This window comes from Rhizobium gallicum bv. gallicum R602sp (genome assembly GCF_000816845.1).
GTDB classification, from domain to species: domain Bacteria; phylum Pseudomonadota; class Alphaproteobacteria; order Rhizobiales; family Rhizobiaceae; genus Rhizobium; species Rhizobium gallicum.
Map to the genome: position 1 here is coordinate 105,236 of NZ_CP006878.1, position 25,345 is coordinate 130,580.

Here is a 25,345-nt window from a genome sequence, read left to right on the forward strand (position 1 = left end):
TGATAATCTTTTTAATCCTCTCTAAAGGAACGCGGGCTTCATCGCTCGCACGCGTCCGGAGGAAAAAATGTCATCGACACTCAACGCAACGCGCGTGGCCTTTATAGGGCTGGGCGCGATGGGCCAACCTATGGCTCAGCATCTCATTTCGGCAGGCTTCGATGTCGTCGGTTTCGACCTCTCGAAAGAGGCCAGGATAAAGCTCGATGATGCGGGCGGGCAAGCCGCCCAAACGATTTCTGACGCCATGGTCGGGGCCAGTTTCGTGATCACCATGCTTCCGAACGGCAAGATCGTGCGCGAGGCGCTGCTGGGCGAAAACGCCTGTGGCGGCCTCAAGCAGAATGCCGTCGTCATAGACATGAGTTCGTCTGCTCCAAATGACACAAGGGAACTCGGTCTCGAACTTGCTTCTCGTGGCCTTCGGCTGGTTGACGCCCCGGTCTCCGGAGGCGTCAAGCGCGCCGTTTCTGGCACCTTGACAATCATGGCCGGTGGGGAGGATGCTGATATCGAGGAGGCCGAGCCGCTGCTGAAGGCAGTGGGACAACAGGTGTTCCGGACGGGGCCAGTTGGCTCGGGTCACGCGATGAAAGCGATTAACAATTTCGTATCCGGTGCAGGTGTGCTCGCGGCGATCGAGGGTGTCCTTCTGGGACGTGCCTTCGGCCTGGAGCCGGCGACGATCGTCGATATTCTCAACTCGTCGTCTGGAAAGAACAATGCCACCGAAGTGAAGATGAAGCAGTTCATCCTCTCTGAGACGTTCGGGTCGGGATTTGCCATTGGCCTGATGGCCAAGGATATCCGCATCGCCGCCGATCTCGCCAAGACGCTTGGTCTTCGCCTAGATGCTCTCGCCAGCACCGCAGACGCCTGGGATGCTGCACAGAAGGCGCTGGGCCCTTCCGAGGACCACACCCGCATCATCCGATACGTCGAAGATCACAACTAGCCTCGGAAACTCGCGAATATAGCGATATAGACAGATTGTCTGATAATCAGTTTATCTCGCCGCAAACAGTAAAGCTAGGAGCGTTGTCGAATGACCGCAAGGAAAGAAGCGAAAGTGAAAACACACGGCAAGGAGCGGCCTGTCCCTTCGGAACAGTTCGCTCAAGGGCTGGCGACGCGTCGTGAAGTCATGGGCGATGCCTATGTCGACGCAGCACTCGGTAAGGCGACCGACTTCACTTGGCCTATGCAGCAGCTCGTCACCGAGTATTGCTGGAACGAGATCTGGAACCGACCAGGCCTCGACAGGCGCGCGCGGTCCATTCTGAACCTTGGAATGATCTCTGTTCTTAATCGTCCGCATGAGCTCAAGGGCCACGTGCGCGGCGCGATCAACAACGGCCTCACCAAGGAGGAAATCCAGGAGATTTTCCTGCAGGTCGCGATCTACGCCGGCGTACCGGCGGGCATTGACAGCTTCCGAAACGCCCAGGAGGTCTTCAACGAAATGGGCATCTGAAGCCGCCGCTGGGCATATTGGCAACGTTTGAAAGGCGTGGATCGGCCGCGCCGTTATAACTAGGGAGGAGCCGAACATGGCCATCGACCTCGAGAAGTTCAAAAAACTGGCGCTGGAGGACTTCGAGTTCAAGCGCGAAACCCGTTATCTCAACGGCATTATCAAATGCGATTTTCCGACCCGAAGCGTCGCACTTCACTTTGAAGACGGCAAGATGGTGAAGGTCGAAGAAGCCGCCTACGACGACGAGAAGTGCAAGATCGTCATCCGCGGCACGGGTGAACAGTGGGACGCGCTTCTCCAGAAGAAGCCGCAGCCGTTTTACCAATGCCTGCAGTCGTCGAATATCAAACACGGTCTGTACCTTAGCAACAATCACGAAACCTTCGCGTATCTCCCTGCGCTCAATCGCATGACGAACCTGATGCGCGAAGCCCGTCCGGAAGGAGTAGCAGCATGACAAGGCATGATCCGATCACCGGCCGTTACGTCTACCTGACGATCGAAGGCATCGAATATCGCGTCTATTACGAGGAAGCCGGACAGGGCATTCCCTTGCTTGTCGGTCACACGGCGGGCTCGGACGGCCGCCAGTACCGCCACACGCTCTGCGACGAAGAGGTGACCAAGAACTTCCGCGTCATCGCGTTCGACCTGCCCTATCACGGGAAGTCTCTTCCCCCGCATGGCGTTCGCTGGTGGGAGAAGGAATACAACATGACCAAGAAGTTCATGATGGACTTCCAGCTGGAACTCTCGAAAGCCCTTGGTCTGGACCGCCCCGTTTACATGGGTAGCTCGATGGGCGGACATCTGGCCATCGATCTGGCGTCCAATTACCCTGACAACTTCCGTGCGACCATCTCCGTCGAAGGGGCACTGCGCTCGGCTGCCGAATATGTCGATGTCGGCATGGCAGGCATCAGGAAGGAATTCGACAACCCGAACGTCAATCGTACCTCCATCGGCGCGGCCATGATGCTCAATATCTCGCCCTACTCACCAGAAGCCAATGTCCGCGAAATCCAGTGGGAATATAGCTGCGGCGGTCCGGGCGTCTTCGCAGGTGACCTCTATTACTACTACTACGACCACAATGTCTCGCCCGAAGAGGCGAGCAAGATCGATACGTCGAAGTGCATGCTGTACTTTCTGACGGGCGAATACGATCCGAATACCTCCCCGGCCGACACCAAGATCGCCGCCGATCTCGTCAAGGGCAGCAAGTTCTGGACGATGGAGAAGCTCGGACATTTCCCGGTCACTGAAGACTACACCGAGTTCAGAAAATACCTGCTGCCGATCCTCGAGGAAATCCAGCAGGCATCCGCAACCAGGGCGAAAGTCGCCTGAAACAATCTCTTGGGAGGAGCATCCAATGAGACGCCGTTTAACCGCAACCATGGGGGCGCTGATCGCGGTCGGCGCCCTGACGACCACGACGTGGGCTGACGGCGTCGACCAGCTCCCCGCCAACGAGAGGAAAATCTACGAGGTTGTCGACCCGCAGGTCCCGCTCGGAGCGAGTGCCTATAAGGACTTCAAACCAAAGAAGGGACCGCCCTGGAAGATCGGCTACGCCAGTAGCTATGCCGGCAACACGTGGCGCGCAGCGGCCCTCGATGCCGTCATGAATGACCTCTTGCCGCGCTCCAAGGAAGCAGGGCTCGTATCCGAAGTCGTGGTCACCCAGTCCGACCTCAAGGACGCCGTCCAGATTCAGCAGATGCGCCAGATGGTTGATGATGGGGTCGATGCCATCATCATCTGCTGCTCGAACGTCACCGCCCTCAACCAGACGATCGAGTACGCCTATAAGGCAGGCGTTCCTGTCTTCTCGTTTTCGGGATACGTGACGTCGCCTTACGCGATCAACGGCGCTGCCAATCACGCGCAGGGCGGCGGCGAGATGGCGACCTGGCTCGCAGACAAGATCGGCAAGAAAGGCAACGTGCTTCTCGTGTCGGGCATCCCTGGCTTCGCCTCATCCGATAGCTTCGATAAGGCCGCCAAAGATGCGCTGGCAAAGTATCCCGACATCAAGATCGTCGGCGAAGTGGCTGGCAAGTGGACCGACCAGGTAGCACAGGTCGAGGTGCAGAAATTTCTGGCGACGAACCCCACCCAGATTGACGGTATTCTGACACAGGGCGCGCAGGAGAACGGCGTGTTGAACGCCATGCTCCAGTCGGGCCGTGACATGGTGCCGATTACGCTGGGCGGCGAGGCTTCGGCGGCATGTTACTGGCGCCAGAATCCAGAATGGATCGATGCCGGCTTCCATATCTGGCCGCCGCGCCGCGAGATGCAGCAGATGTGGGAGATTATGCTTCGTACGCTCCAAGGGCAGGGGCCAAAGGTGCAGTCCGTCCTGCGCCCAGTCCTGCCGTTCGCAATCGATGACGTTCGCGCGGCGATCCCCGAGGATTGCGATTTGAACTCGACTGATTTCGTCGAACCGAAGGCGGACGGATGGTTCCCAAGTGCGATTGCCGACCAGTACTTCGAGCGTCCTGCCGATCCCTGGAAGCCGGTAGCCCAGTAAGCCGGATCCGCCCGGTGGCTTAACCGCCGGGTGGGACCGTTGGATGATCGTAAAAGCCGCCTTGGCGGACGTTGCGGGTGGGAGGTCTGCGATGGGCAGCGAGATAACAGTCAAAATGGTAGATGTCGCCAAGGCGTTCGGGGAGACGAGGGCACTCAAGAAGTGCGACTTCGAGGCCCGCGCCGGAGAGGTACACGCCATCGTCGGCGAGAACGGCAGCGGCAAGAGCACGATGGCCAAGATCATGTCGGGCGTTTTGCACCCGGACGCAGGGAAGGTCACGATCCTGGGTGAAAAGGTTGCCTCGCCCGTCGACGCCAAACGGGTCGGCCTGACCACCATTTTCCAGGAAGTCCTGGTTGCCGACGAGGCCAGCGTGTTCGAGAACCTCTATGTCGGTCGTGACGGTGTCTTTCGTTCGCAGTTGACCGGCGATCGGCGGACCGAAGCGGCTGAAATCCTGGCGCGGCTCGTTGGAAAATCCGTAGACCTCGATCAACTGGCAGGCAGCCTGCCGCTCAGCATCAAACAGTGGATCGTCATCGCACGGGCTATTCTTCGCAGGCCGCAGGTGCTGATCCTCGACGAATCTTCGGCCGCGCTCGACCTCGACTCGACCCTCCGGCTCCACGCGGAAATCGACCGCCTTCGTGCCGAGGGCGCGACGATCCTCATCGTAACCCACCGGATCGCGGAACTCGTGCGTATCGCCGACCGTGCGACGATCCTGCGTGATGGGATAACTGTCGGTACGCTCGGAAAGGACGAGATTACCGAGGAAAACCTGCTGTCCATGATGACGCCGGCAGATCGGCGCGCCAGCGATGCGACAGAATACGCCTCCCGAAAGAAGGCGCTATTGGCCCCTCTCATACTAACCGCGACGGGTCTCGCCGCGCACAGGTCGGCGCGCCTATTCGATTTCGACCTTCCCAAGGGGAGCATCGTCGGCGTAGCCGGGCTTGATGGGCAGGGGCAGGACGCTTTTATCCGCGTCTTGGCCGGCATCATCCAGCCGTTCGGTGGCGAGGTGAAGGTCCGCTCGGTTGATACGGACAAGATGATCGCGCTGCAATCGCTCGACGATGCTGCCAAGCTCGGCGTTTCCTACGTCTCCGGGGATCGCAAGCGCGAGGGTATCTTCCCGCAACAAAGCATCTTCGAAAACCTCGCCATCGGTGTCTACAGGAAGACGCTCGGACCCCTGGGCGTGATCCGCAAGCCCACGCTGAAACCCATGTTTAAGCGCGAAGTGGATCGTCTGCGCATCAAGATCGGCAGCCCGTCGAACAGGATCACCTCACTGTCGGGCGGCAACCAGCAGAAGGTGCTTATCGGGCGCGCCTTCGCAAACGATCCCCAAGTCATCCTCCTGAATGACCCCGCCCGCGGTGTCGATCTCGGCACTAAGCGCGACCTCTACCGGGAGCTACGTCTGTTCGCTGAAAAAGGCGGCAGTGTCATCTACGTCTCGAGTGAGATCGAGGAGTTCATCGGGTTTGCCGATCGCGTCGACGTGTTCTTCGGGGGAACGTTGTTTCGATCCCTGACCGGCGAGGAAATCGCCGAGGCACCAATCCTCGCCGCTATGTTCGGGAAAGCCCGGGACGCTTCCGTTGATTTCGATCTGGAAAGGACCGCATGATGTCCGTAACCGCTTTCCGTCAAGTCACGCAGGACCGCTCGTTGTTCGTTCCGGCCGGGCTTTTCCTCGTCCTCCTTTGCGCTGTCGCCTTCCGGGGCCAGGGTCTGTTCACGAACAATGGTCTGGCCGGAGCCATTCTGGTTGCAACGCCGCTGATCCTGACCACGCTCGCGATAACACCGATCGTCATGGCGGGCCGCGGAGCGGTGGACCTTTCCGTGGGCCCGCTCATGGGCTTCGTCAACGTCACGCTCATTACGTGGCTGGTCGGCAACGGCATCACGCACCCTGTGGCCATCATTGCCTGGGCGGTGGGATTGGGAGCAGCGTTCCAGCTGGTGCAAGCACTTGTGATCATCTATGTGCGCGTCGCGCCCATCATCGTCACGCTCTCCGGTTTCCTCGTTCTGTCGGGCGTCAACCTGATGGTCATGTCGCGTCCCGGCGGTGTCGCTCCAGACTGGATGCTAAGCTGGGGCGCGGGAACGAGCGTATTTTCGCCTGTCCTGTTGCTTCTGCTCGGCGCTTTCGCAATCTGGGGCGTCCTGAGGGGCACGATGTTTTACCGCAACCTGCGGATGACAGGCGCTGACGAGCGGATGGCCTATACCAGCGGTGTGCAGGTCGACGTCGTGCGCATCATCGCCCATATGGTCGGCGGCGTTTTTGCCGGGCTGGCCGCATTGAGCTACACCGCGCTGATCTCATCCGGCGACCCGACCCAGGGCAGCACCTACACGCTGCAAGCGGTGACGGCGCTGGTCCTTGGCGGCGCCAGTCTCTCCGGGGGCCGCGGCGGTGCGCTCGGCTCGACGCTCGGCGCGATCAACATGTTCCTCATCTCGTATCTTCTGTCCACTTTCAACTTCGGGACGGTTTCCGGCTTCGTCACGCAAATGGCCTTTGGCCTGATCCTCGTTGGGTCACTTCTCGTGAACGTCTTCGTCATCAGCCGCCGCACTGTCGCGTGAGGAGTAAGGAAATGATCTCCACTGTCTTGAACACAGAAATCGGCGCGACCCGTGGCGCCAGCCCTTTGCGCAAGCACAAGAGTATTTCGATCGGCTTCTGTCTCCTTGCGTGTCTGCTCATTCTTGGAGCCCTGCTCGTGCCGGGCTTCGTGTCGCCGCAGAACGCGCGATCGATCCTCCTTCTCGCCGCCTTCCTTGGGCTGGCGTCTGTCGGGCAGACGCTCTGCGCGCTCGTTGGAGCGCTGGATCTTTCCATCCCATACATCATCGGTGGCGCCAATATCCTGCTTCCAAGCCTCATGGTGGCGGGTCTTCCCGCCCCCGTCGCCATGATCGTCGTGCTTCTCCTTGGCATTTTGGTCGGGGCTTGCAACGGCGCCCTCAGCTTCCGGCTGCAGGGTCAGGCGCTGATCATGTCGCTCGGTCTTGGTTTTGCCGCCGTCGGGGCGGTCCAGATCTACACCTCGCTCGGATCGCAGTTCGGCGGTACCGTCTTTGCGCCCGTCCCCGGATGGCTTCGCAACCTTTCGGCGTTCAACGGCAAGTTCTTCGGTCTGCCGTTTCCACCGGTTATCGTCATATGGGCTTTCATCGCCGTCGCTCTGGGCTGGATAATGCACAACACCTGGTTTGGCCGGAGCCTCTATGCTGTTGGCGGGAGCCGCACGGCCGCCGGCCGCCTCGGAATCTCGGAATTCAAGATCTGGACAGTGATCCACAGCGTCAGCGGGGCGATGTCGGCACTCACCGGAATGCTGCTCCTCGGTTTCTCCGGCGGCGGTTTTGTCGGGGTCGGTGATCCCTATCTGTTCACCACCGTGGCGGCGGTCGTTATCGGCGGAACGTCTCTTCTAGGCGGTGCCGGCGGGTATGGAGCGACGGTCCTTGGCGTCCTCGTCCTTACTGTCCTGACCTCGCTTCTCGTCGGCCTGGGGCTCAGTTTCCCGGCACAACAGGCCGTTGTAGGGCTGCTGATCGTCCCCATGGTCGCGATCTACGCCCGCTCACCACACATCCGTAATCAGATTTGAACGTTGCATCGAAAGGAATACCAATGGCTATCTCCACCGCTCTACTGGATCGCCTGAAAGACCCCTCCCTGGTACGCGAGGAAATGCTGGTAGGAGGCGACTGGCGAAAAGAGGGCGCGAGCGGCAAGACGATCCAGGTCCACAATCCCTCGACCGGGGACGTGATTGCGAGCCTCCCGAGCGCAGGACTCCAGGACGTCCGCGAAGCCATCGACGTCGCCAAACTCGCCCAGAAAAAGTGGGCCGCACGATCGGGCAAGGAACGTGCCGGCGTCATGCGGAAGTTCTTCGACCTCGTCACGGCCAACACCGAGGACCTCGCGATCATCCTGACGTCCGAGATGGGCAAGCCTCTGGCCGAGGCACGCGGCGAGGTCGCCTACGGCGCTTCCTACATTGAATGGTTCGGGGAAGAAGCCAAGCGCGTTTACGGCGACACCATTCCGGGGCATCAGGCCGACAAGCGCCTGATAGTCATCAAACAGCCCGTCGGCGTGGTGGCGGCCATCGCGCCCTGGAACTTTCCTTCCGCCATGGTCTGCCGCAAGATCGCCCCGGCGCTGGCATCCGGCTGCGCCATCATCTTCAAGCCGGCCGCCGAAACCCCATTGTCGGCCCTTGCTCTTGCCATACTCGCTGAGCGCGCGGGAATACCCGGCGGCCTGTTCAGCGTCCTGCCGACAGACAACGCCCGGATGTTCGGTGAAGAAGTCTGCTCGAACCCCGTCGTCAAGAAGCTGACCTTCACAGGGTCTACCGAGGTCGGCCGCATCCTGATGGCGCAGGGCGCACAAAAGATCATGAAGCTCAGCCTCGAACTCGGCGGCAACGCTCCCTTCATCGTCTTCGACGATGCCGACCTCGACGAGGCCGTGGAAGGAGCGATGCTGTCCAAGTTCCGCAATGCCGGCCAGACCTGCGTTTGCGCCAACCGTCTCTACGTCCAGAGCGGGGTCTACGACCGCTTCATAGAGAAACTCGCGGCGCGGGTTTCCGCGCTCAAGGTCCTTGACGGGTTCGAGGATGGAGCCACCATCGGTCCGCTGATCAACGAGGATGCGGTGGCGAAGCTCTATAGTCACATCGATGACGCGGTCGGTAAGGGTGCGAAGATCGTTGTGGGCGGCGCAAGGGACGAGCGTGGTGGCACCTTCGTCCAGCCGACGCTTCTCTCGGAAGCCACGAAGGAAATGAAGGTCGCACGAGAGGAGACCTTTGCGCCGCTCGCCCCTGTCTTCAGGTTCAAAACGACGGAAGAGGTCATTGAACTGGCCAACGACACAGAGTTCGGTCTCGCCGCCTACTTCTACGCCAACGACCTTCGAAACGTCTGGAAGGTTACGGAGGCCCTGGAGTACGGGATGGTCGGCGTCAACACGGGCCTGATCTCCACGGAGGTCGCACCGTTCGGCGGCGTCAAGCAGTCGGGGTTCGGCCGCGAGGGCTCGAAATACGGCATGGATGACTTCCTTTCCATGAAATACGTCTGCATGGGCGGCATACAGTCATAGTCCAACGGCTGGTGGCGGGTCTTAAGGCTCGCCACCAGCAAGGTTTGAGCTCGTCACGGAGGCCCGATGACACATTCTGCAGAAGGCGGGGAAACTCTCGGTCAAGACCGCGCCGACAGCCTCCAAAACGAGGCGGCCGACCGCGAGCAGGACCCGGCCGATCACGCTGCTCAGGCGAACGTCGAGGGCAGAACGGCAATGGAACGCCGGAACGTGCGGAGAGAGGCAGGGGCTAGACTCGCCTTTGTCGTGGGTCTGTCTGCTTAAGGCTTCCGTTGGCCCAACGCCTGATGACCCATCTCGACAGTTTCGTTGGTATTTTTCGACGGGACGGAGAAAGCGCGCCACCGGCCACTCGCTGGCAAGATCATCGCCGATTGTCTGGCATTTTGCTGGTGGCACGTCGACGCAAGGCGCACGTGTCGGGACGCTCGGCCTGCCGGCCCGAGTGCTCTTATGGCCCAAGGGCAGCATCAGTTGAACCTCACTTCACATTTGCAGATTCTGCAATGACGTGCGGTCGTCAACTGCCGCAAGGCCTTGATGAGGGGGTCACGGATCGCCGAGAAATTGCGCCGTCGCAGACTAATATTTTGACCTGGAAGAGCCCACTATCGTTACCGCGACCTGGTCGCGTTGCAATGATGAAACGGGGTTGCGCCTCACACCTGCGTTCCAGAGTGTCCGGGCGAGACCGTGACGACCACGGCCCCGCCGGACGTTGCCTTGGGAGGCTGACTTCTGGACAATGTTCGTGACGAGAGCTTAGTGCTTCATGCGCAGGATTGGCTTGATGACCTTGCCGCTCTCGGAATCGGCCATTGCCTCGTTGATCTGGTTGAGATCGTAGAACTGGACGAGCTTGTCGAACGGGAACCGTCCCTGCTGCCAGTATTCGATGAGCTCGGGTATGAATTTGGAGGGAATGCTCTGGCCTTCGACCACACCGACGAGCGTACGGCCGAACAGAAAGTTGCCGATATCGACGATCCCTTCCGTTCCGAGCGCGGACGATCCGACCAGTCCACAGGTTCCTGGGGTGCCGAGGCAATCGACCGCCTGGCGAAACACCTTCGGCGAGCTCGTGCATTCGAGACTGAAGTCTGCGCCTTCGGGAATGATTTCCCTGATCGCCTTGACGCTATCCCTATTGCGGGCGTTTATGATGTGGGTTGCACCCAGTTCAATCGCCAGTTCGAGACGTTCATCGTTAAGGTCGATCACGATAATGGTCGAGCATCCGGCGATCTTCGCCGCCATGACGGCTGCCATGCCGACCGCACCCGCGCCGAACACTGCAATGGAAGATCCCGGTTGGGGCTTGAGGCAGTTGAGAACCGCTCCGGCGCCAGTTTGCAGCCCGCAGCCCAGCGGTCCCATGAGTTCGAGGGGAACATCTTTGGAAACCTTGACCGCATTGCGCTCGCTGGCGATGGCATAGGTGGCGAAAGAAGACTGCTCGAAGAAGCACCCGCTGATCTGGGTACCGTGTGAATCATGTAGCGGGCAACTGCCATCCGGCCGGGTGCCACGGAAATTTCTGCCGAAAAAGTCTTCACAATAATAAGGCATGCCTCCCCGGCACTTCTCGCATTTCCCGCAATATGCGTAGCTTAGAGCCACGTGGTCGCCGGGCGAAAGCCCTTTTACATCGGCCCCGACCACTTCCACGACGCCGGAGCCTTCATGGCCGAGAACCACGGGCTGCGGTACGTCATATCCTTGGTCGCGAACAACCATGTCGGTGTGGCAGACACCGCTCGCCACGATCCGGACGAGGATTTCGTCGGGGCGAGGTTGATCGATACCGATGCACTCCAGAACAAGAGGCTTTGCCTTTTCGCGCGAAATTGCAGCGTATGCTTCTTTCATAAAATGACTCCTTCAGTGCGCGCTCGGCCGGTAGGTGACACTTGTAGGCGTTCGCAGACAATCAGTCAATTATCTTCAGTGAACCAAAATGCTCGCTGAGGCCATGCCAGAGCGCTACACGGACATGTAAAGAACCAAATCAATGTAATATCAATTGCTTCCTCAGGGCATGCGGCCGATCTAGATCTTGGTCCGAATTGTTGGCTGTCTTAAAACTGGAATTCGCTTGACAGATTGACTGAGTCTGACGTGGCGTTCATCGAACGCTCCGGCTGACGGTGGTGCCCGCATTTCCTGCCTCGCGGCCTCGTTTTCCGGGCGATGGTAGCGATTATGGCTCCAAACTTCCTTTTATGAACCTCGCCGGCGAGGCGCGGTCTCCTCTGTTTCCTGTTGGCGCGCTCGTGGGGTGAGGTAACGGGCGGCTGCTTTGTCTTATTGCTATATCGAACCAAGCAGCAATAAAAGAACAAATAAATCAGTATGATAACACAGAAGACACGTCGAAAAGCTGAAATTCAATATAGTTTATTGACAGATTGTCTGCTTATTCATAATGATGCGATCTGCCGTTTGGGGGAGAATTCGGCGATGTCTGGAGGATAGCGGCGCTCCAGGTCGCAGACAAAATGGCCACGTTGGGTGGCAAGAGGAGGAGAATTTCGATGAAAAGACGTACATTCCTACAGACGGGCAGTGCCTTGATTGCAGCTGGCGCGTTCGGAATACCGGGCATCCTGCGGGCAGAGGATACGATCACCCTGCTACCCGACACTTGGCCGTCCGAAGGGGAAAACCCCGTCGTCGACGCTGGTAAGTTTGCCAAGTCAGGTCCCTGGAAGATTGGTCACAGCCACTATGGCCTGGCCGGTTCGACGCACACCTATCAAACCGCATTCGAGGCCGAATACGAGATCAGCAGGAACAAGGCCCGTGTCGGCGACTATCAATTCCGAAGCGCCGACCTCAACGCCTCAAAACAGGTCGCCGACATCGAGGATCTGATCGCACAAAAGGTAGATGCAATCATCATTGCGCCGCTTACGACAGGCTCGGCCGTGGAAGGCATCAGGAAGGCGAAGGCTGCCGGCATTCCGACGGTCGTCTATCTCGGTCGCGTCGACACCGACGAATTCACGGTGCAGGTCCAAGGCGACGACTTCTACTTCGGCCGGGTGATGGCGCAGTTCCTGGTCGATAAGCTCGGCAACAAGGGAAAAGTGTGGGTGCTGCGCGGCGTCGCCGGACATCCGATCGATGCTGATCGTTACGCCGGGGCGATGGAAGTCTTCAGCAAGTCCGGTCTCCAAATCACCTCAACCCAGCACGGCAGCTGGTCCTACGAGGACTCAAAGAAGATAGCCGAAAGCCTCTATCTGTCTGATCCGGATGTCGCCGGGGTCTGGACTGACGGCGCGAACATGTCGCTCGGGGTCTTGGACGCGCTGCAGGAAGCCGGGGCTTCCACCATTCCACCGATCACGGGAGAAGCGCTCAACGGTTGGATGCGTCGTTGGAATGACGAAAAGCTCTCTTCGATTGGGCCCATTTGCCCTCCGGCTCTTTCGACGGCAGCCCTGCGTGCGGCCTTCGCGCTTCTCGAAGGCAAGCCGATCCAGCGCAACTGGACCAACCGGCCCAAGCCGATCGTCGACGACAATCTTGCACAGTTTTACCGCTCCGATCTCACGGACGCTTACTGGGCTCCGACAGAAATGCCGAATGAGAAGCTCCTCGAGTACTTCAAGGCCTGACGCATGGAGGGCGCGGACAAAGCGCGCCCTCTTCACCCTCGCAGATGGAAGTGTTCATGAGTATGCTTGTCGAGATGGTCGGCATCAACAAGTCCTTTGGTGCGGCCAAAGTCCTGTCGAATGTTCAATTTTCGCTTGAACGCGGCTCCGTCCACGCATTGATGGGCGAGAACGGGGCGGGAAAATCCACGCTGATGCGAATTCTGGCCGGCGTCTATCAACAGACCGCTGGACGCATCCGTCTGCGAGGAGAAGAGGTGACCTTCCGTTCCCCCAAGGAAGCGCGTCTCGCCGGGGTGTCGACAGTGTTTCAGGAGTTCACCCTGATCCCCAATCTCACGGTCGCCGAAAACATGTTTCTCGGACACGAACCGCGGCGTGCCGATGGGTCGATAGACACCGCCGAGGTCGTCGAGCGATCCCGCAAGCTGCTTGCCGACGTTTTCCCTCAACTGGACGCCGCGGCGATTGTGGAAACGCTGACGGTTGCCCAGCAGCAGGCAGTGGAAATCGCCAAAGGTCTGACATCCAATGCCGATGTCTTCATTTTCGATGAACCGACCGCGGCACTAAACTCGACGGACGTCGCTCATCTCTTCAAGGTCATCCGCGATCTGAAGGCGCAAGGGAAGGCTGTCGTCTACATCTCGCATCGGATGAACGAGGTGTTCGAACTGTGCGACACCATCACCGTCATGAAGGACGGGGCTTGGGTAAAGACAGCCAGGGCAGAAGACTTCAATCTCCAAACGCTTGTGGCAACCATGGTTGGACGCGAGCTTCAGAATTTCTTTCCGCCGAGGGCGCAGACCATTGGGTCGCCGATGCTCGACGTCGCAGGGCTTCGTCTCAATGACCATGGCCCGCCAGTCGGTTTTTCCGTACGCACGGGCGAGATCATCGGACTGGCCGGGCTGGAAGGCCAGGGGCAGCGCGAAATCATGCGTGCGGTCGTCGGGGTCGAAACCGCCGCAGCTGTGACCGTCCGGCGTCGCCGCGACGATCGCATGATCGGTGTGAACGTATCCAACGGCTTTTCGAGTGCGATCTCAGCCGGCATTGGTTTCATTCCTGAAGACCGCAAGCAGGAAGGCCTATTTCTTCGGCTTCCGATCTACGACAACATCGCACTTGGCAAGCAGTTGAACCGGAACATGGCGAGCGTTGCATGGCGTTCGGTCTTAAGGGTTCACAATGTCATAAAGTCGCTCCGTGTTGCGGCCGCCGACCCAGCCTCGCCCGTCGGCAAACTTTCGGGCGGAAACCAGCAAAAGGTCCTTCTTGGCCGCTGGCTGCTTTCGGGGGTCGATATCCTTGTCATCGAGGAGCCGACACGTGGCGTCGATGTCGGCGCGAAAGCGGAAATCTACAAGCTGCTTCGCGATTTTGCCGATCGTGGCGGTGCAGTGATCGTCTCGTCACGCGAGCACGCCGAACTAATCGGGCTCTGTGACAACATCCTGGTCGTTCACGACAAAAAGATCGTCGGACAGATGCCCGCGCTTGATGCCACAGAGGAAACCATTTTGGGAACCGCACTCGGTTCGAACTCCGCGCACGATCCGCGCGCCGCTGTTCATTGAGGAGGATACATGAATACCGTCGCAAACTTCCTGAAGACACCTTACAGGGCGGGCGCGATCGGGCTGTCCATCGGCACGCTACTCGTCCTGGTGGTCGCTTCGGTCATACTGCTTCCAGAATTTCTGGCGCCGGAGAATCTGTCGAACTTACTGGCCCAATCTACTGTTCTCGTCATTTCTGCGCTGGGCCAGACCTTTGTGATCCTGACGGGCGGCCTGGACGTTTCCGTTGGTTCGATCATCAGCGTGACGACCACGATCATGACACTCGACATGCCCGAGGTTGTCCGTGTCATGCTTTGCATTGCGGTTGCGATCGCATTCGGATTGTCGAATGGCTACGGCGTAGCCAGGCTCAACGTCCACCCGATCATCATGACCCTGGCAACCATGGGTATCGGCCAGGGATTGGCGCTTATCATTCTTCCTATCCCCGGCGGGAAGGTGCCCGAATGGCTTTCGGCGTCAGTCGCGGGTTCCGTTGGGCCCGTGCCAAACTCGCTGCTCTGGCTGATCGCCGCCACGTTTGTTGCAGCCTGGTTGCTTTATCGCAGGCCGTTTGGCCTTTACCTGTTCGCTTCGGGTGGTAACGACTTCAATGCCCGCATGAATGGCGTCCCGGTCGAGCGCACAGTCATCAAGGCCTACATCCTGTCGGCGCTATTTGCTTGCGCTGCCGGGATGTTCCTCGCAGGTCGCCTTGCCTCGGGCGATCCCAAGGGGGGCGCCACATTCGGAATTGAATCCGTTACCGCAGCAGCGCTCGGGGGTGTTCACCTGGCTGGCGGTATCGGCAGCATCCTCGGCACTGTGGCCGGCGCGGCTATCCTCGGCATCGTCAACAACGTGATGAACCTCGCCAACGTCTCGGCATTCCTCCAGTCGGTCGTGAAGGGCCTTCTGCTGCTAGCACTCGTCGTCTCACAGCGTCGCAAAACGATCGGACTTTGAAAGAGATGGACCTCTCGATGACCACAACGGATGCGAAAATTGAGACGCCATCGCGCACTCTCACCGCCAGGCGCATACTTTCCTGGGTGCTCGGTTTGCCCCCGGCATATTACGTGCTCGCAATCCTGATCGCTGTGGCCCCCGCTGTAAGCGCGACGCTGATCAATCCGAACTATTGGTTCGTGATCCTGAAACAGTCAGCGCCGCTTGGGATCGCGGTGCTGGCGCAATCTCTTGTCATGCGGGTACGTTCTATTGATCTCTCGGTCAGTGGCGTGTTTGCTTTTTCGATCTATCTCGCCAGCTCCGGGCTCCTCAACAGTTACCCGCCCTTCGTCACGGTCCTGATGCCGATCGTCATCGGCCTTGCCGTCGGTCTGATCAACGGCGCCCTCGTGGCCTATGTCCGCGCCTCCGCGGTCATCGCGACGCTGAGCGTATCGGCGATCCTCATTGGGATCGTCCAATTCATGAGTTCGGGCCGTGCACCGGGTTCGACACCAAGCTGGCTTCGCGTCCTGACGAGCGGGAACATCTACGGCCTGTCGTACTCCGTGATCGTCTGGATCGGGATTTCCGTTCTCGTCGCATTAGCGTTCCGCTTCTTGATCCTCGGGCGCTACTTCCGCGCTGTCGGCGACAATCCGAGGGCGGCGGAGATAACAGGCATACCTCTGGCCCGCACGATTTTTGTCTCCCATACGCTTGCGGGCACGCTGACAGGCATCGCCGCCCTGGTTCAGGTGTCGGCTCTGGCCGTTGGCACGATCAAGCCCGGCTTCGACACCTTCATGAACGCTCTCGCCGCGACGATTCTCGGTGGGGTGACGTTCGGCGTCGACCGCGGTGGCGTCGCGGGGCCTTTCGTGGCGGTCGTCGCCTTCAGTTTCCTCTTCGCGATGTTGACGGTGTTCGGCATCCAGGAGCCCGGCAAGCTGATCGTCCAGGGCGGGATCATCGCGCTTGCTGCGATCATTTACGGAGCACGCGTCGGTCGCGTCTAGCCGCAAGGATCTGCCAAACATGTCATTCCCGGTGTCAACGCGGGAGAATGCAGGAGATAAGCATGGTGAAGATAACGGCGGCAGTGGCCGTAAAACCGAAAGCTCCGCTTGAGTTTCGTGAACTTGAGCTGGCGGATCCAGAAGGCAATGAAATTCTCGTGCGGACGGTCGCCACGGGCATCTGCCATACCGACCTGTTGCTCCGTGATGGGATATTTGGGCCTCCCGCCCCGGTCATACCGGGACATGAAGGTGTTGGTATCGTCGAGGCCATCGGGGCGGACGTCCAAGGTTTAAGGGTGGGCGACCACGTTGCGCTCAGCCAGAGTTCATGTGGCTTCTGCGGCGATTGCCGGCGCTCTCACCCGATGAACTGCCAGAACTACACCCAGTACAATCTGACGGGGCTTCGTCCGAACGGCAAGAAGGCCTTGCTGTGTGATGAAGTCGGCATCGGCAGCAACTTTGTCGGCCAGTCATCCTTCGCGACCCACATCCTGGCGACTGAAAACAACGCCGCGCAGCTTCCCAAGGATTTCGACCTGACGAATGCGGCCCCGCTCGGTTGCGGCATGGCAACGGGAGCAGGTACCGTCATCAACGCCATGAAGCCGGAGATCGGTCAAACCATTGCCGTGTTCGGCGCGGGAGCGGTCGGCATGGCTGCGGTGATGGCCGCCAAGGTCCGGCGGTGCAGCAAGATCATCATCATCGACCTGAACGAGCAGCGTTTGGCCATGGCTAAGACGTTGGGCGCGACCCACGCTATCAACGGCAGGGACCCAGACGTCGTGGAGCAGATCCACGCCTTGACGGGCGGCGGTGCCGATTTTGGGATCGACGCCGTGGGTATCATTCCCGTCATCCTGAACACGATCAAATGCACGCGGGCAGGGGGTCATGTCGTCCTCCTCGGGCTCGACGCGCTCGGCAAGGATATTCCAATCCCGCTGGACCTCATGGTCTTCAACCGGAAAATTCAGGGTGCCATCCTCGGGGATCAGATCCCGCAGCTCTTCATCCCCCAACTGGTCGAACTAAACCAGGCCGGCCTGTTCCCGTTCCAGAAGCTGATCACAAAGTATCCGTTCGAGAAAATCAACGAGGCCATCGCCGATGCCGAAGCTGGCCGCGTGATCAAGCCCGTCATCGTCTTCAATTAGGAGCCTCCCACATGCCATCGAGCAAGTCCGACGAACAGCATCTCATCGTTGAGTTTAAAACATCGACGCGTAACCGGGACCGTGTCAACACACTGCTCCAGGAGTTTGTCGGCCCTGCCCGCGAGGAAGAGGGCTGCCTTTACTACAATCTCTACCAGCGCTCCGACGAGCCGAATACGTTCTTCATTCTCGATGGTTGGGCAAACGAGGAGGCAGCCGCGCGTCACGGAGAATCTGCGAACGTCAAGCGTGTTCTCGAACCGTTGCTTCCGTTGCTGGTAAGCCCCCCTTCCATCATTGTGAGCAGTCGCATCAGCGACTGAGCTTGCGATCGTGCAACACCGAAGGACGCGCTTCGATCCGAGGCGGGTTTTTTTCCAAAGGCTCGCGGGAGGACGAAATGGAGCATCGAGTTGTCATCGTGGGAGGCGGTTTCGCCGGCATCCAATTGGCCAAGGATCTCAAATGTCCAAACCTTTCGATCACGATCGTCGACAGACGCAATCATCACCTGTTCCAGCCGCTGCTCTATCAGGTCGCAACGACCGTCCTGGCGACCTCCGAGATTGCCTGGCCCATTCGCGCAGTCTTCCGTGGAAGGAAAGATGTCACAACGCTTCTTGGCGAGGTCGTGGGCGTCGATGTCGAGAAGCGGCTCGTCTCGCTCAAGGGCGGTCATGCCATTCCCTACGACACCCTTGTTCTCGCAACAGGGGCCCGTCACGCGTATTTCGGCCGGGATGAATGGGAGCCTTTCGCGCCCGGACTGAAGGCGTTGGAAGACGCCACCACCATCCGCCGTCGCCTTCTCCTGGCGTTCGAAAAGGCGGAGCTGGAAACCGATCCCCATGCACGGGCGGCAATGCTGACCTTCTCGATAATCGGTGCGGGGCCGACAGGCGTCGAAATGGCCGGGATCATCGCCGAACTGGCTCAAAGGACGCTTGTCGAGGAATTCAGAAACATCGATACGACTTCGGCGCGCATTCTTCTTGTAGAGGCAGGGCCGCGTGTTCTGCCTGTTTTCCACGAGGCGTTATCGCAATACGCCGAGCGATCCCTTGCGTCGATGGGCGTCGAGGTTCGCATGGGACGGCCGGTAACCGACTGCACCGAGGAAGGTATATCGATCGGGGACGAGTTCGTCCCGAGCCGTACGGTCATATGGGCGGCGGGCGTGCAGGCATCCAAGGCCGCCGTGTGGGTCGGGGCGGAGACAGATCGAGCAGGGCGGGCTATCGTGCAGCCCGACCTCACGGTCTCAGAACACCCGGAGATCTTCGTTGTCGGCGATACCGCGAGCGTTAAGACCGGCGAGGGAATGCCGGTTCCTGGTATCGCTCCTGCCGCAAAGCAGCAGGGAAAATACGTCGCCCAGGTGATCAAGGCCCGCCTTAAGCAGCGCTCAGCGCCGCCTCCCTTCAAGTACAGGCATCTTGGTAATCTTGCCACCATAGGGCCAAGCTCCGCGGTGATCGATTTCGGCAGGCTTCGGCTCAAGGGCTCCATCGCCTGGTGGATCTGGGGCCTTGCCCACATCTACTTTTTGATCGGAACACGGAGCCGCATGGCGGTCGCGCTGAGCTGGCTTTGGGCATTTACCTCCGGACACCACTCTGCCCGCCTTATTACCCAGAAGGAGACGCTGAAGGACGAGGTCTAGCAGGGATTTATCAGTGACGTGGCGGAAGCACGCCACGCATTCGTGGGCATTGCGCGGAAAGACCTTGTCACCTGCAGCTATTGAAGGAACGAAACATGAGCGAGTTTTTGAAAGACAGTATTATCGTTCCACGGACCTCGACCGTGGAACGCGAGAATGGCGAGTGCGCTCGACGATGCTGCGCGTGCAAGCGTTGAGGGCCAAACGAATGCCATACGCGTCAGAGAGCCGCGTGTGAAAGCGTAGGACTTTCCGGAAAGATGCCGTTCCCCAGAGACATCCATGGGTTGTTCCATGGAAGGTCCAACTGTGGCACAGCCAGACTAAACCGACGCGCGCGCCAAAGACCTCGTGAAGCCCGACGTCGAAAAAGCCGATGGATTGTCCGTCGATCATCTTTCCATGTCCTCGTGGCTGCTTGGGGTCGGAGAGGCGGGAGACAACGTGATTTGGAGATAAGTGTGTGGTGGTTTCCCTGTTGAGATACGAACGAGTTGCTGGATCTCACGGTTTCACACATGGACCGTTTTCCGCGTGAAACGAGGATCTAAGACTCACAACGCTTGCCGGACGCCGCCGACGGAAGGGTTTATCGAAGGAGGACAGACCGATGCCGGCTCTCATGCAGGCAAAGTATGCGTGTTGGTGGGCGCGTCAAACCCGGTCGGTTTCTGTCTTGCGCAGTCTTTCCTCGAAACTGGCTACCGTGTCGCCGTAGGTGACCTCGACCCTTCAGACTTCAGTTCATTAACCGCAGTCTCGGGTACGAATTTGTTTCCGGTTAAGGTCAATTTGAATAGGGACGTGTATGTCAATTCAATGGTCGATCAGGTCTACCTACGCTGGAGCCGGGTCGATATTCTGGTGAACATAGCCTTCCGTCGCCGTGAATGCGCCGAACCGCTTTCCGCTACGGATCTTGGGCTTGATGCCGTCTCCAACCTGATAAGGGTGACAAGTGCTTTCGGCTCCCGCCTCCAGGGAGAGGAACTCGCTGTTGTGAATATCGCCTGGTTTGACGAGAAGTCGCTGCTAGAGGCCGACCGCGAAGCTGTGCTCCACGCGGCCTTACGAACTACGACGAGTGCGATGGCGAAGAAGTATTTCGACTCGGGGCTTCGGATAAACGCTGTTCATACCAGAAATGCGCGTTCTACATCTTACGTTCAAAGTGAGACGCTTAGGACACTTGTTCAAGCTGTCCAATTCCTCGCAAATCCAGAACTGTCTGGAAAGCTCACGGGGAACGTCCTGCACATCGACCTGAAACCTCACGATAGTCTTTTCCGAGGATAATTCGCGAAGACATTAACTTGTCGTTAAGGTTGAAAGTTTGAGCGTCAATTCGACGTGGAAATCCTAACAAGATGTAAAGCACTTTGCATCTCCGCCTTCGAACATTCTTCCTCTTCGTTTAGGTCGAATAACTAAAACTCCAGAAATGGGTGGCAGTGCCCGGTTTAGTCATTTGGAGGTCCTATGTTCGTCGATCGCTTGCTATCCGCTTTCAGCATCCGAGCGAAAGTCTTATTAGTACTGGTGCCGCTGGTCATGATACTGGCGGCCGTCGGTGTCGTGAGCCTGCAGGCGACCGGATTGCTGCAATCTCGCCTTCGGCTATCGAGCGAAGTTCTTGAGACTTTGAGCGGATTTCGGGACGTCTCTGAGAGCATGAACCGGTTTTTGGCGCAGAGTTCTACGGAGAACCGTGATGAGGCCCTGGCAAGTCTAAGGGGGCAGGGCGCCACGATGCTGTCGCTTCAGGAAGTCGCCACTGACGTTGGTAGTGACACTCGTGCTCTTGAAAGCAGTGAGTCCGCGATGTCCGCGATTTCTGACAGCATGGACCGCATGTGGTCCCTGCACAACGATGAGCTGTCCATTCGTCGTGACGTTGCCGCAAGCTTGACCGAGATCAAGCAGGTCGCGGCCGACCTGAAGCTGGCCGCGGTTAAAGTCCGTGCGCAGGTCCGCAACCAGGAAAACTCTGGCAAAACGATGCTCAGAGAGGCTACCCGCTCAATCGACACGGCGGCAATTATGCAGCGGTTGTCGGAAAATTTGGTGAATCTGCCGGCCAGCGCGATGCAAACCCCCGAGGCACAGCAACAGGCGCTCATGATCAAAAAGGCGATGAAAACCGTCAAGCGCGTCGTTGCGGGCGATGATGGACAAGCAGTCGCAAACTTGGAACAGGCAATCTCCCGGGTCGTCGCTAATACCGGGCTGGATAGCGCGTTCCTTCACAGCCTTGGGATCGACCTTAGTGCGTTTGCCCCGCGACTGCGAGATGACGCCATACAGCATATGATCGAGGGAACCCACGCAGTTCGAGCCTTGGATAAGCCATTGGCGGAATCGGAGACGCTCGTTGCGGCAGTGGCATCGGTAGGCCAGGATGCCGATTCGATAGAGATTGAGATAAACAACCTGTTGCGGGCGGCCAGCACTGAAAACCAGGAGCGACTCGTTGAGCAACTTACGAAACTGACTCGTGACACCGTAGCGGTTGGAGGCGTAGCCGGTTCATTGCCAGACTTCCCCAAAATGGAGGAGGTCCTCTACTTACAGGGGGATGCCATCGAACAGAATACCGAGAAGTTGGTCAAGATCGCGGAAGGGCGGCAGGCGCAATACGCAGAGGCGGATAAAACCGTCCAGTCGATATGGAAAAATCTCGTGTCGTTCGCGTCGACTCAGGAACATGACGCTCACCGGGAAAGTGATTTCGCCCGACTATTGTCCGCAGCTGCTACCGTCTCCGGTGTTTTGGTCGCCCTCTTGGCCGGAGCCGGCCTGATGGTGACATTGCGCGCTCCAATCGAACGGATCGCAAGGCGCATGCAGGGGCTAGCAACCGGTGATCTTCAATCAGACATCGTTGGCTGCCAGCGGAAAGACGAAATTGGCGATATGGCTCGCGCGCTTGAAGTTTTTCGCGGAAATGCGGTCTCGAAGCTCGAGGTTGAAGCGCGCGCGCAAGACGACCGTAAAACGGCTGATCAGGAGCGGACGGATCGTGAGTTTGAACGTGCTCAGCTTGAGAAAGAAGTGTCCAACGCTGTACAAACACTCGGGGAGGCACTCTCTAGATTGGCGCGAGGAGACATCTCGCAGACCATCGACCGCCACTTCCATCCCAATCTCGAGCAACTGCGGCGTGACTTCAACCACTCACTGTGCGTCCTCAGGGATACCGTGTCCCATATCGACGAAAACACCCAACAAATCAAATGGGGAACCGACGAACTTTTCAAAGCCTCTGATGATTTGTCGCGCCGGACTGAACGACAAGCTGCTTCTCTCGAAGAAACCGCAGCAGCCGTTGAGCAGGTGACTGCGACGGTGAGGAACTCCTCGGAGAATGCCTGCGAGACACAAGCGTTTGTTTCTGCAGTCAAGGAACATGCAGAGGGCGCGGCCATCATTGTAACTGATGCTATAAGCGCCATGGCACGAATTCAGGATGCATCTTACAAGATCGGTCAGATCATAGGATTGATCGACACGATTGCATTCCAGACGAACTTGCTTGCGCTGAATGCCGGCGTTGAAGCAGCTCGTGCCGGCGATGCTGGAAAAGGCTTCGCGGTCGTTGCACAAGAAGTACGCGAGCTTGCCCAAAGATCGTCAGCCGCAGCGCTCGAGATCCGGCAGTTGATTTCAGAATCTTCGTCAGAGGTGGCCGTCGGTTCGGATTACGTCGGCAGGACCGGGGAGGCTCTGCACAGTATAGCGGCATCAATCGTGCAGATTTCTGATCGCATCGACCAGATTGTGAGTTCCAGCCGCGAACAAGCGACTTCGCTTGCTGAGATCAATAACAACGTCAATGTTCTTGATCAGGGGACGCAACAGAATGCAACCATGGCTGAGCAGACAAACGCTGCAACGAAGACGCTTTCTGATCAGACTATCGAACTCAGCGAACGGCTTGCTGGGTTCAAGTTGACAGATGATAGGCCGGCTCATCGGGTAAGTCTCGCTGCATAAGGCAGCCGTAGTTAGATTCGAAGCATTCCGATGGCGCGCCATGCGGCCATCCAATCGAATGAAGGTCACATAACCGAGCGCACGATTTTGCTTCGATGCGCCGGTCTCTCTCCTGGTAGCTCTTTGTCGCTCTCCGTCGCGCAGGATTCAGCACGGCCGGGTCAACCTAAAGACAAAGAAACTATCTTTCAGTGCTCAGACTTTGAAAGGTGTCTATCCGTGTGCGTACGTGAGTTGATTATTGGATTTTTTCTCGCCGCAACGCTGGCCATGCCGCTGACGGTGAAGGCTGGTGGGCTTAGTGAACTGCCACGGGAAGAGCGGAAGACCTACGAGTTATTGGACCCGCGGTTGCCCACGGGAGAATCTGTATTTCGGAATTTCAGAGCAAAGCGAGCGCCACCGTGGAAAATTGGTTACGCCTCGAGCTACGCTGATAACACATGGCGTGCGAACGTCCTTGATGAGTTTACAAATGAGCTTCTGCCGACTTTTAAGAAAGCTGGGCTGGTATCCGAGCTCGTCGTTACACAGTCCAATCTCGATGATAACGCCCAGATCAGCCAAATGCGGCAGATGGTAGATGATGGTGTCGACGCCATAATCATATGCTGCTCCAACCTTACAGCGCTCAACCCGACAATAGAGTACGCCTATTCGAAAGGCGTGCCTGTTATCTCATACTCCGGTTATGTGACGTCGCCGTTCGCAATCAATGCGACAGAGAATAACATGCAAGGCGGTTTTGAGGCGTCAAAGTGGTTGGCTGAAGAGATCGAAGGCAGCGGCAATGTGTTGCTTGTGTCCGGAATCACTGGCTTCGCCTCCTCAGACAGCTTCCAGGTCGGCGCCACAAAAGCCTTGGAGTACTATCCCGAGATCAACGTCGTCGGACAGGTTGACGGGAAATGGACAGACAGCGTCGCACAATCAGAATTGCAGAAATTTCTCGCCGCTAACCCTGGCCGAATTGACGGTATTATTGTTCAGTCGGGAGCTGAGTCTGGTGTGATCAACGCCGTCCGCCAGTCCGGGCGCGAGATAGTGCCGATCGTGCTTGGCGGAGAGGCTTCGGCATCATGCTTCTGGCGTAAGAATCCTGAATTTGTAAGCAGGAGCTTTCACTTCTGGCCGCCGCGCTCCGAGGCTCGTTTCGTATGGGACGTGATGATGCGCACTCTGGAGGGCCAAGGTCCGAAGATACAGTCCATTCTGCGACCGGCAATTCCTTACACGATCGATGATGTAAAAGCGGATTTGCCAGCCGATTGCGATCCCAATAGTGAAGACTGGCTCGAACCGAAGGATGCAGCTTGGTGGACTGCTGACGCTGCCGCTAAATATTTCGACAATCCAGCAGATCCGCTTTCTTGGAGGCCAACAAACTGATCTTGCACGCTGTATAGGCTGCGAAACGCTACCCCGCCCGGCCTGGGGCGGGGTTGACGACATGGGGGATGCCGCTGGTCGCGTCAGCAGGAATTCTAGAAACGATCCGGTTCCGAAGGAACGACGATGTGCCCGGCCTGGGCACTCTCGCCCCGGATGCTGGGCATATTCTACTGGGCTATTACTGATCCTGTTCCATAATGTTGATTACCTGATTTTCGCTAAGCCTCTAGAATCATTGTATAAAGGTCACTTTCTTGCGCCCCCAATGGCGTGAAAATGACGGTCCGCCCTCGTCCCTCACATCGGAACATCAAATTCCGTGACGTTTATGCTTCGGCCTCGAGCGCATGCTTCACGCGCACAATCAGCAGCGCCACGGCAACAATCACGATTGGAATGGAAACAAGCATCAGCAGCAGGCTGATGTGCGGCCCGCATGGCCGCCTGGTATAGCGGTGGCTTTGTATGAGCACATCCAGAACAAATCCGTCCTGATCTAGGGTTCGCCAGAGCCAGTGCTTCTTGTCACGGATCGAAACAACGGCCTCATCCAGATGCCACTTGTGGCCGAGCCGACCGGAACTGCGGCGGCGAATGTCGTTGGCGAAGGTACGACCAAATTTACCTGCCCGCAGGCGGATCGTCTGGTGCGAGACAATGATTCCACGAGCGGCCGGCATGTCCTCGACCATCCCTAGGCTCAAAAGGGAAACGGAGATAAAGCCACACCGCGTGGGCAATAATTCAGCAGGAAAGCGGTGGCGGCGATAAAATAGTCACGGTCTGTCATGCT

21 protein-coding genes and 1 pseudogene are annotated in these 25,345 nt (G+C 58.3%); 20 read left to right on the forward strand and 2 right to left on the reverse strand.

Annotated elements, in window-relative coordinates:
- Nucleotides 1-67: 67 nt before the first annotated feature.
- The 10 genes from RGR602_RS20585 (at nucleotide 68) to RGR602_RS20630 (ending at nucleotide 9,444) form a co-directional block, all read left to right on the forward strand.
- Nucleotides 68-955 (forward strand): NAD(P)-dependent oxidoreductase, encoded by an 888-nt coding sequence (locus RGR602_RS20585; RefSeq protein WP_040113999.1) that lies wholly within the window; start codon nucleotides 68-70, stop codon nucleotides 953-955.
- A 90-nt stretch (nucleotides 956-1,045) separates the two neighbouring features.
- Nucleotides 1,046-1,474, forward strand: coding sequence for a carboxymuconolactone decarboxylase family protein (locus RGR602_RS20590; RefSeq protein WP_203226208.1), 429 nt, complete (start codon nucleotides 1,046-1,048; stop codon nucleotides 1,472-1,474).
- Nucleotides 1,475-1,550: 76 nt separating this feature from the next.
- Complete coding sequence (locus tag RGR602_RS20595) at nucleotides 1,551-1,934, forward strand: hypothetical protein (RefSeq protein WP_040114000.1); 384 nt, start codon at nucleotides 1,551-1,553, stop codon at nucleotides 1,932-1,934.
- On the forward strand, nucleotides 1,931-2,827 hold the full coding sequence (locus RGR602_RS20600) for an alpha/beta fold hydrolase (RefSeq protein WP_040114001.1): 897 nt from the start codon (nucleotides 1,931-1,933) through the stop codon (nucleotides 2,825-2,827). Before RGR602_RS20595 ends, RGR602_RS20600 begins: the two co-directional genes overlap by 4 nt.
- A 25-nt stretch (nucleotides 2,828-2,852) precedes the next feature.
- On the forward strand, nucleotides 2,853-4,019 hold the full coding sequence (locus RGR602_RS20605) for an ABC transporter substrate-binding protein (protein ID WP_040114002.1): 1,167 nt from the start codon (nucleotides 2,853-2,855) through the stop codon (nucleotides 4,017-4,019).
- Nucleotides 4,020-4,110: 91 nt separating this feature from the next.
- Nucleotides 4,111-5,664 carry a sugar ABC transporter ATP-binding protein gene (locus RGR602_RS20610; RefSeq protein WP_040114003.1) on the forward strand — a complete coding sequence of 518 codons (1,554 nt, stop codon included), beginning with the start codon at nucleotides 4,111-4,113 and terminating at the stop codon, nucleotides 5,662-5,664.
- Nucleotides 5,661-6,635 (forward strand): ABC transporter permease, encoded by a 975-nt coding sequence (locus RGR602_RS20615; RefSeq protein WP_052451666.1) that lies wholly within the window; start codon nucleotides 5,661-5,663, stop codon nucleotides 6,633-6,635. Before RGR602_RS20610 ends, RGR602_RS20615 begins: the two co-directional genes overlap by 4 nt.
- An 11-nt stretch (nucleotides 6,636-6,646) precedes the next feature.
- Entirely contained in the window at nucleotides 6,647-7,666 is a 1,020-nt protein-coding gene (locus tag RGR602_RS20620) for an ABC transporter permease (RefSeq protein ID WP_040114004.1), read from the forward strand.
- A 23-nt stretch (nucleotides 7,667-7,689) separates the two neighbouring features.
- Nucleotides 7,690-9,177, forward strand: a complete 1,488-nt coding sequence (locus tag RGR602_RS20625) for an NAD-dependent succinate-semialdehyde dehydrogenase (RefSeq protein WP_040114005.1) — start codon at nucleotides 7,690-7,692, stop codon at nucleotides 9,175-9,177.
- A gap of 66 nt (nucleotides 9,178-9,243) precedes the next feature.
- Nucleotides 9,244-9,444 carry a hypothetical protein gene (locus RGR602_RS20630; RefSeq protein WP_040114006.1) on the forward strand — a complete coding sequence of 67 codons (201 nt, stop codon included), beginning with the start codon at nucleotides 9,244-9,246 and terminating at the stop codon, nucleotides 9,442-9,444.
- Between the two features lie 498 nt (nucleotides 9,445-9,942).
- On the opposite strand, the gene RGR602_RS20635 is transcribed toward RGR602_RS20630, so the two are convergent.
- Nucleotides 9,943-11,049 (reverse strand): NAD(P)-dependent alcohol dehydrogenase, encoded by a 1,107-nt coding sequence (locus RGR602_RS20635; protein ID WP_040114007.1) that lies wholly within the window; start codon nucleotides 11,047-11,049, stop codon nucleotides 9,943-9,945.
- Nucleotides 11,050-11,714: 665 nt separating this feature from the next.
- Here RGR602_RS20635 and RGR602_RS20640 point away from each other — a divergent pair.
- The 10 genes from RGR602_RS20640 (at nucleotide 11,715) to RGR602_RS20685 (ending at nucleotide 24,549) form a co-directional block, all read left to right on the forward strand.
- Nucleotides 11,715-12,803 (forward strand): substrate-binding domain-containing protein, encoded by a 1,089-nt coding sequence (locus RGR602_RS20640; protein WP_040114008.1) that lies wholly within the window; start codon nucleotides 11,715-11,717, stop codon nucleotides 12,801-12,803.
- Nucleotides 12,804-12,859: 56 nt separating this feature from the next.
- Nucleotides 12,860-14,386, forward strand: coding sequence for a sugar ABC transporter ATP-binding protein (locus tag RGR602_RS20645; RefSeq protein ID WP_203226209.1), 1,527 nt, complete (start codon nucleotides 12,860-12,862; stop codon nucleotides 14,384-14,386).
- 9 nt (nucleotides 14,387-14,395) lie between these two features.
- Complete coding sequence (locus RGR602_RS20650) at nucleotides 14,396-15,337, forward strand: ABC transporter permease (protein ID WP_040114010.1); 942 nt, start codon at nucleotides 14,396-14,398, stop codon at nucleotides 15,335-15,337.
- Nucleotides 15,338-15,342: 5 nt separating this feature from the next.
- Complete coding sequence (locus RGR602_RS20655) at nucleotides 15,343-16,341, forward strand: ABC transporter permease (protein WP_040114011.1); 999 nt, start codon at nucleotides 15,343-15,345, stop codon at nucleotides 16,339-16,341.
- A 62-nt stretch (nucleotides 16,342-16,403) separates the two neighbouring features.
- On the forward strand, nucleotides 16,404-17,504 hold the full coding sequence (locus RGR602_RS20660; RefSeq protein ID WP_040114012.1) for an NAD(P)-dependent alcohol dehydrogenase: 1,101 nt from the start codon (nucleotides 16,404-16,406) through the stop codon (nucleotides 17,502-17,504).
- A gap of 11 nt (nucleotides 17,505-17,515) precedes the next feature.
- The gene (locus RGR602_RS20665; protein ID WP_013984706.1) at nucleotides 17,516-17,827 is read left to right on the forward strand and encodes a putative quinol monooxygenase; all 312 of its coding nucleotides are present in this window, start codon (nucleotides 17,516-17,518) and stop codon (nucleotides 17,825-17,827) included.
- Nucleotides 17,828-17,904: 77 nt separating this feature from the next.
- Nucleotides 17,905-19,167, forward strand: a complete 1,263-nt coding sequence (locus tag RGR602_RS20670) for an NAD(P)/FAD-dependent oxidoreductase (RefSeq protein WP_040114013.1) — start codon at nucleotides 17,905-17,907, stop codon at nucleotides 19,165-19,167.
- A 534-nt stretch (nucleotides 19,168-19,701) separates the two neighbouring features.
- Entirely contained in the window at nucleotides 19,702-20,463 is a 762-nt protein-coding gene (locus RGR602_RS20675; RefSeq protein WP_040114014.1) for an SDR family oxidoreductase, read from the forward strand.
- Between the two features lie 183 nt (nucleotides 20,464-20,646).
- Complete coding sequence (locus RGR602_RS20680; protein ID WP_040114015.1) at nucleotides 20,647-23,160, forward strand: methyl-accepting chemotaxis protein; 2,514 nt, start codon at nucleotides 20,647-20,649, stop codon at nucleotides 23,158-23,160.
- A 270-nt stretch (nucleotides 23,161-23,430) separates the two neighbouring features.
- A complete protein-coding gene (locus tag RGR602_RS20685; RefSeq protein WP_052451674.1) occupies nucleotides 23,431-24,549 on the forward strand; it encodes an ABC transporter substrate-binding protein in 1,119 nt (372 codons plus the stop codon).
- Nucleotides 24,550-24,995: 446 nt separating this feature from the next.
- On the opposite strand, the pseudogene RGR602_RS20690 reads toward RGR602_RS20685, so the two are convergent.
- Nucleotides 24,996-25,342: pseudogene (locus tag RGR602_RS20690) on the reverse strand (DDE-type integrase/transposase/recombinase); the annotation flags it as partial.
- Nucleotides 25,343-25,345 lie beyond the last annotated feature (3 nt).

Coding starts and splice junctions, on each gene's coding strand:
- RGR602_RS20650 (WP_040114010.1), top strand. CDS start 14,396: ATGAATACCGTCGCAAACTTCCTGAAGACACCTTACAGGGCGGGCGCG.
- RGR602_RS20635 (WP_040114007.1), bottom strand. CDS start 11,049: ATGAAAGAAGCATACGCTGCAATTTCGCGCGAAAAGGCAAAGCCTCTT.
- RGR602_RS20615 (WP_052451666.1), top strand. CDS start 5,661: ATGATGTCCGTAACCGCTTTCCGTCAAGTCACGCAGGACCGCTCGTTG.
- RGR602_RS20680 (WP_040114015.1), top strand. CDS start 20,647: ATGTTCGTCGATCGCTTGCTATCCGCTTTCAGCATCCGAGCGAAAGTC.
- RGR602_RS20625 (WP_040114005.1), top strand. CDS start 7,690: ATGGCTATCTCCACCGCTCTACTGGATCGCCTGAAAGACCCCTCCCTG.
- RGR602_RS20665 (WP_013984706.1), top strand. CDS start 17,516: ATGCCATCGAGCAAGTCCGACGAACAGCATCTCATCGTTGAGTTTAAA.
- RGR602_RS20630 (WP_040114006.1), top strand. CDS start 9,244: ATGACACATTCTGCAGAAGGCGGGGAAACTCTCGGTCAAGACCGCGCC.
- RGR602_RS20645 (WP_203226209.1), top strand. CDS start 12,860: ATGAGTATGCTTGTCGAGATGGTCGGCATCAACAAGTCCTTTGGTGCG.
- RGR602_RS20590 (WP_203226208.1), top strand. CDS start 1,046: ATGACCGCAAGGAAAGAAGCGAAAGTGAAAACACACGGCAAGGAGCGG.
- RGR602_RS20610 (WP_040114003.1), top strand. CDS start 4,111: ATGGGCAGCGAGATAACAGTCAAAATGGTAGATGTCGCCAAGGCGTTC.
- RGR602_RS20655 (WP_040114011.1), top strand. CDS start 15,343: ATGGACCTCTCGATGACCACAACGGATGCGAAAATTGAGACGCCATCG.
- RGR602_RS20595 (WP_040114000.1), top strand. CDS start 1,551: ATGGCCATCGACCTCGAGAAGTTCAAAAAACTGGCGCTGGAGGACTTC.
- RGR602_RS20660 (WP_040114012.1), top strand. CDS start 16,404: ATGGTGAAGATAACGGCGGCAGTGGCCGTAAAACCGAAAGCTCCGCTT.
- RGR602_RS20670 (WP_040114013.1), top strand. CDS start 17,905: ATGGAGCATCGAGTTGTCATCGTGGGAGGCGGTTTCGCCGGCATCCAA.
- RGR602_RS20685 (WP_052451674.1), top strand. CDS start 23,431: ATGCCGCTGACGGTGAAGGCTGGTGGGCTTAGTGAACTGCCACGGGAA.
- RGR602_RS20600 (WP_040114001.1), top strand. CDS start 1,931: ATGACAAGGCATGATCCGATCACCGGCCGTTACGTCTACCTGACGATC.
- RGR602_RS20620 (WP_040114004.1), top strand. CDS start 6,647: ATGATCTCCACTGTCTTGAACACAGAAATCGGCGCGACCCGTGGCGCC.
- RGR602_RS20640 (WP_040114008.1), top strand. CDS start 11,715: ATGAAAAGACGTACATTCCTACAGACGGGCAGTGCCTTGATTGCAGCT.
- RGR602_RS20605 (WP_040114002.1), top strand. CDS start 2,853: ATGAGACGCCGTTTAACCGCAACCATGGGGGCGCTGATCGCGGTCGGC.
- RGR602_RS20585 (WP_040113999.1), top strand. CDS start 68: ATGTCATCGACACTCAACGCAACGCGCGTGGCCTTTATAGGGCTGGGC.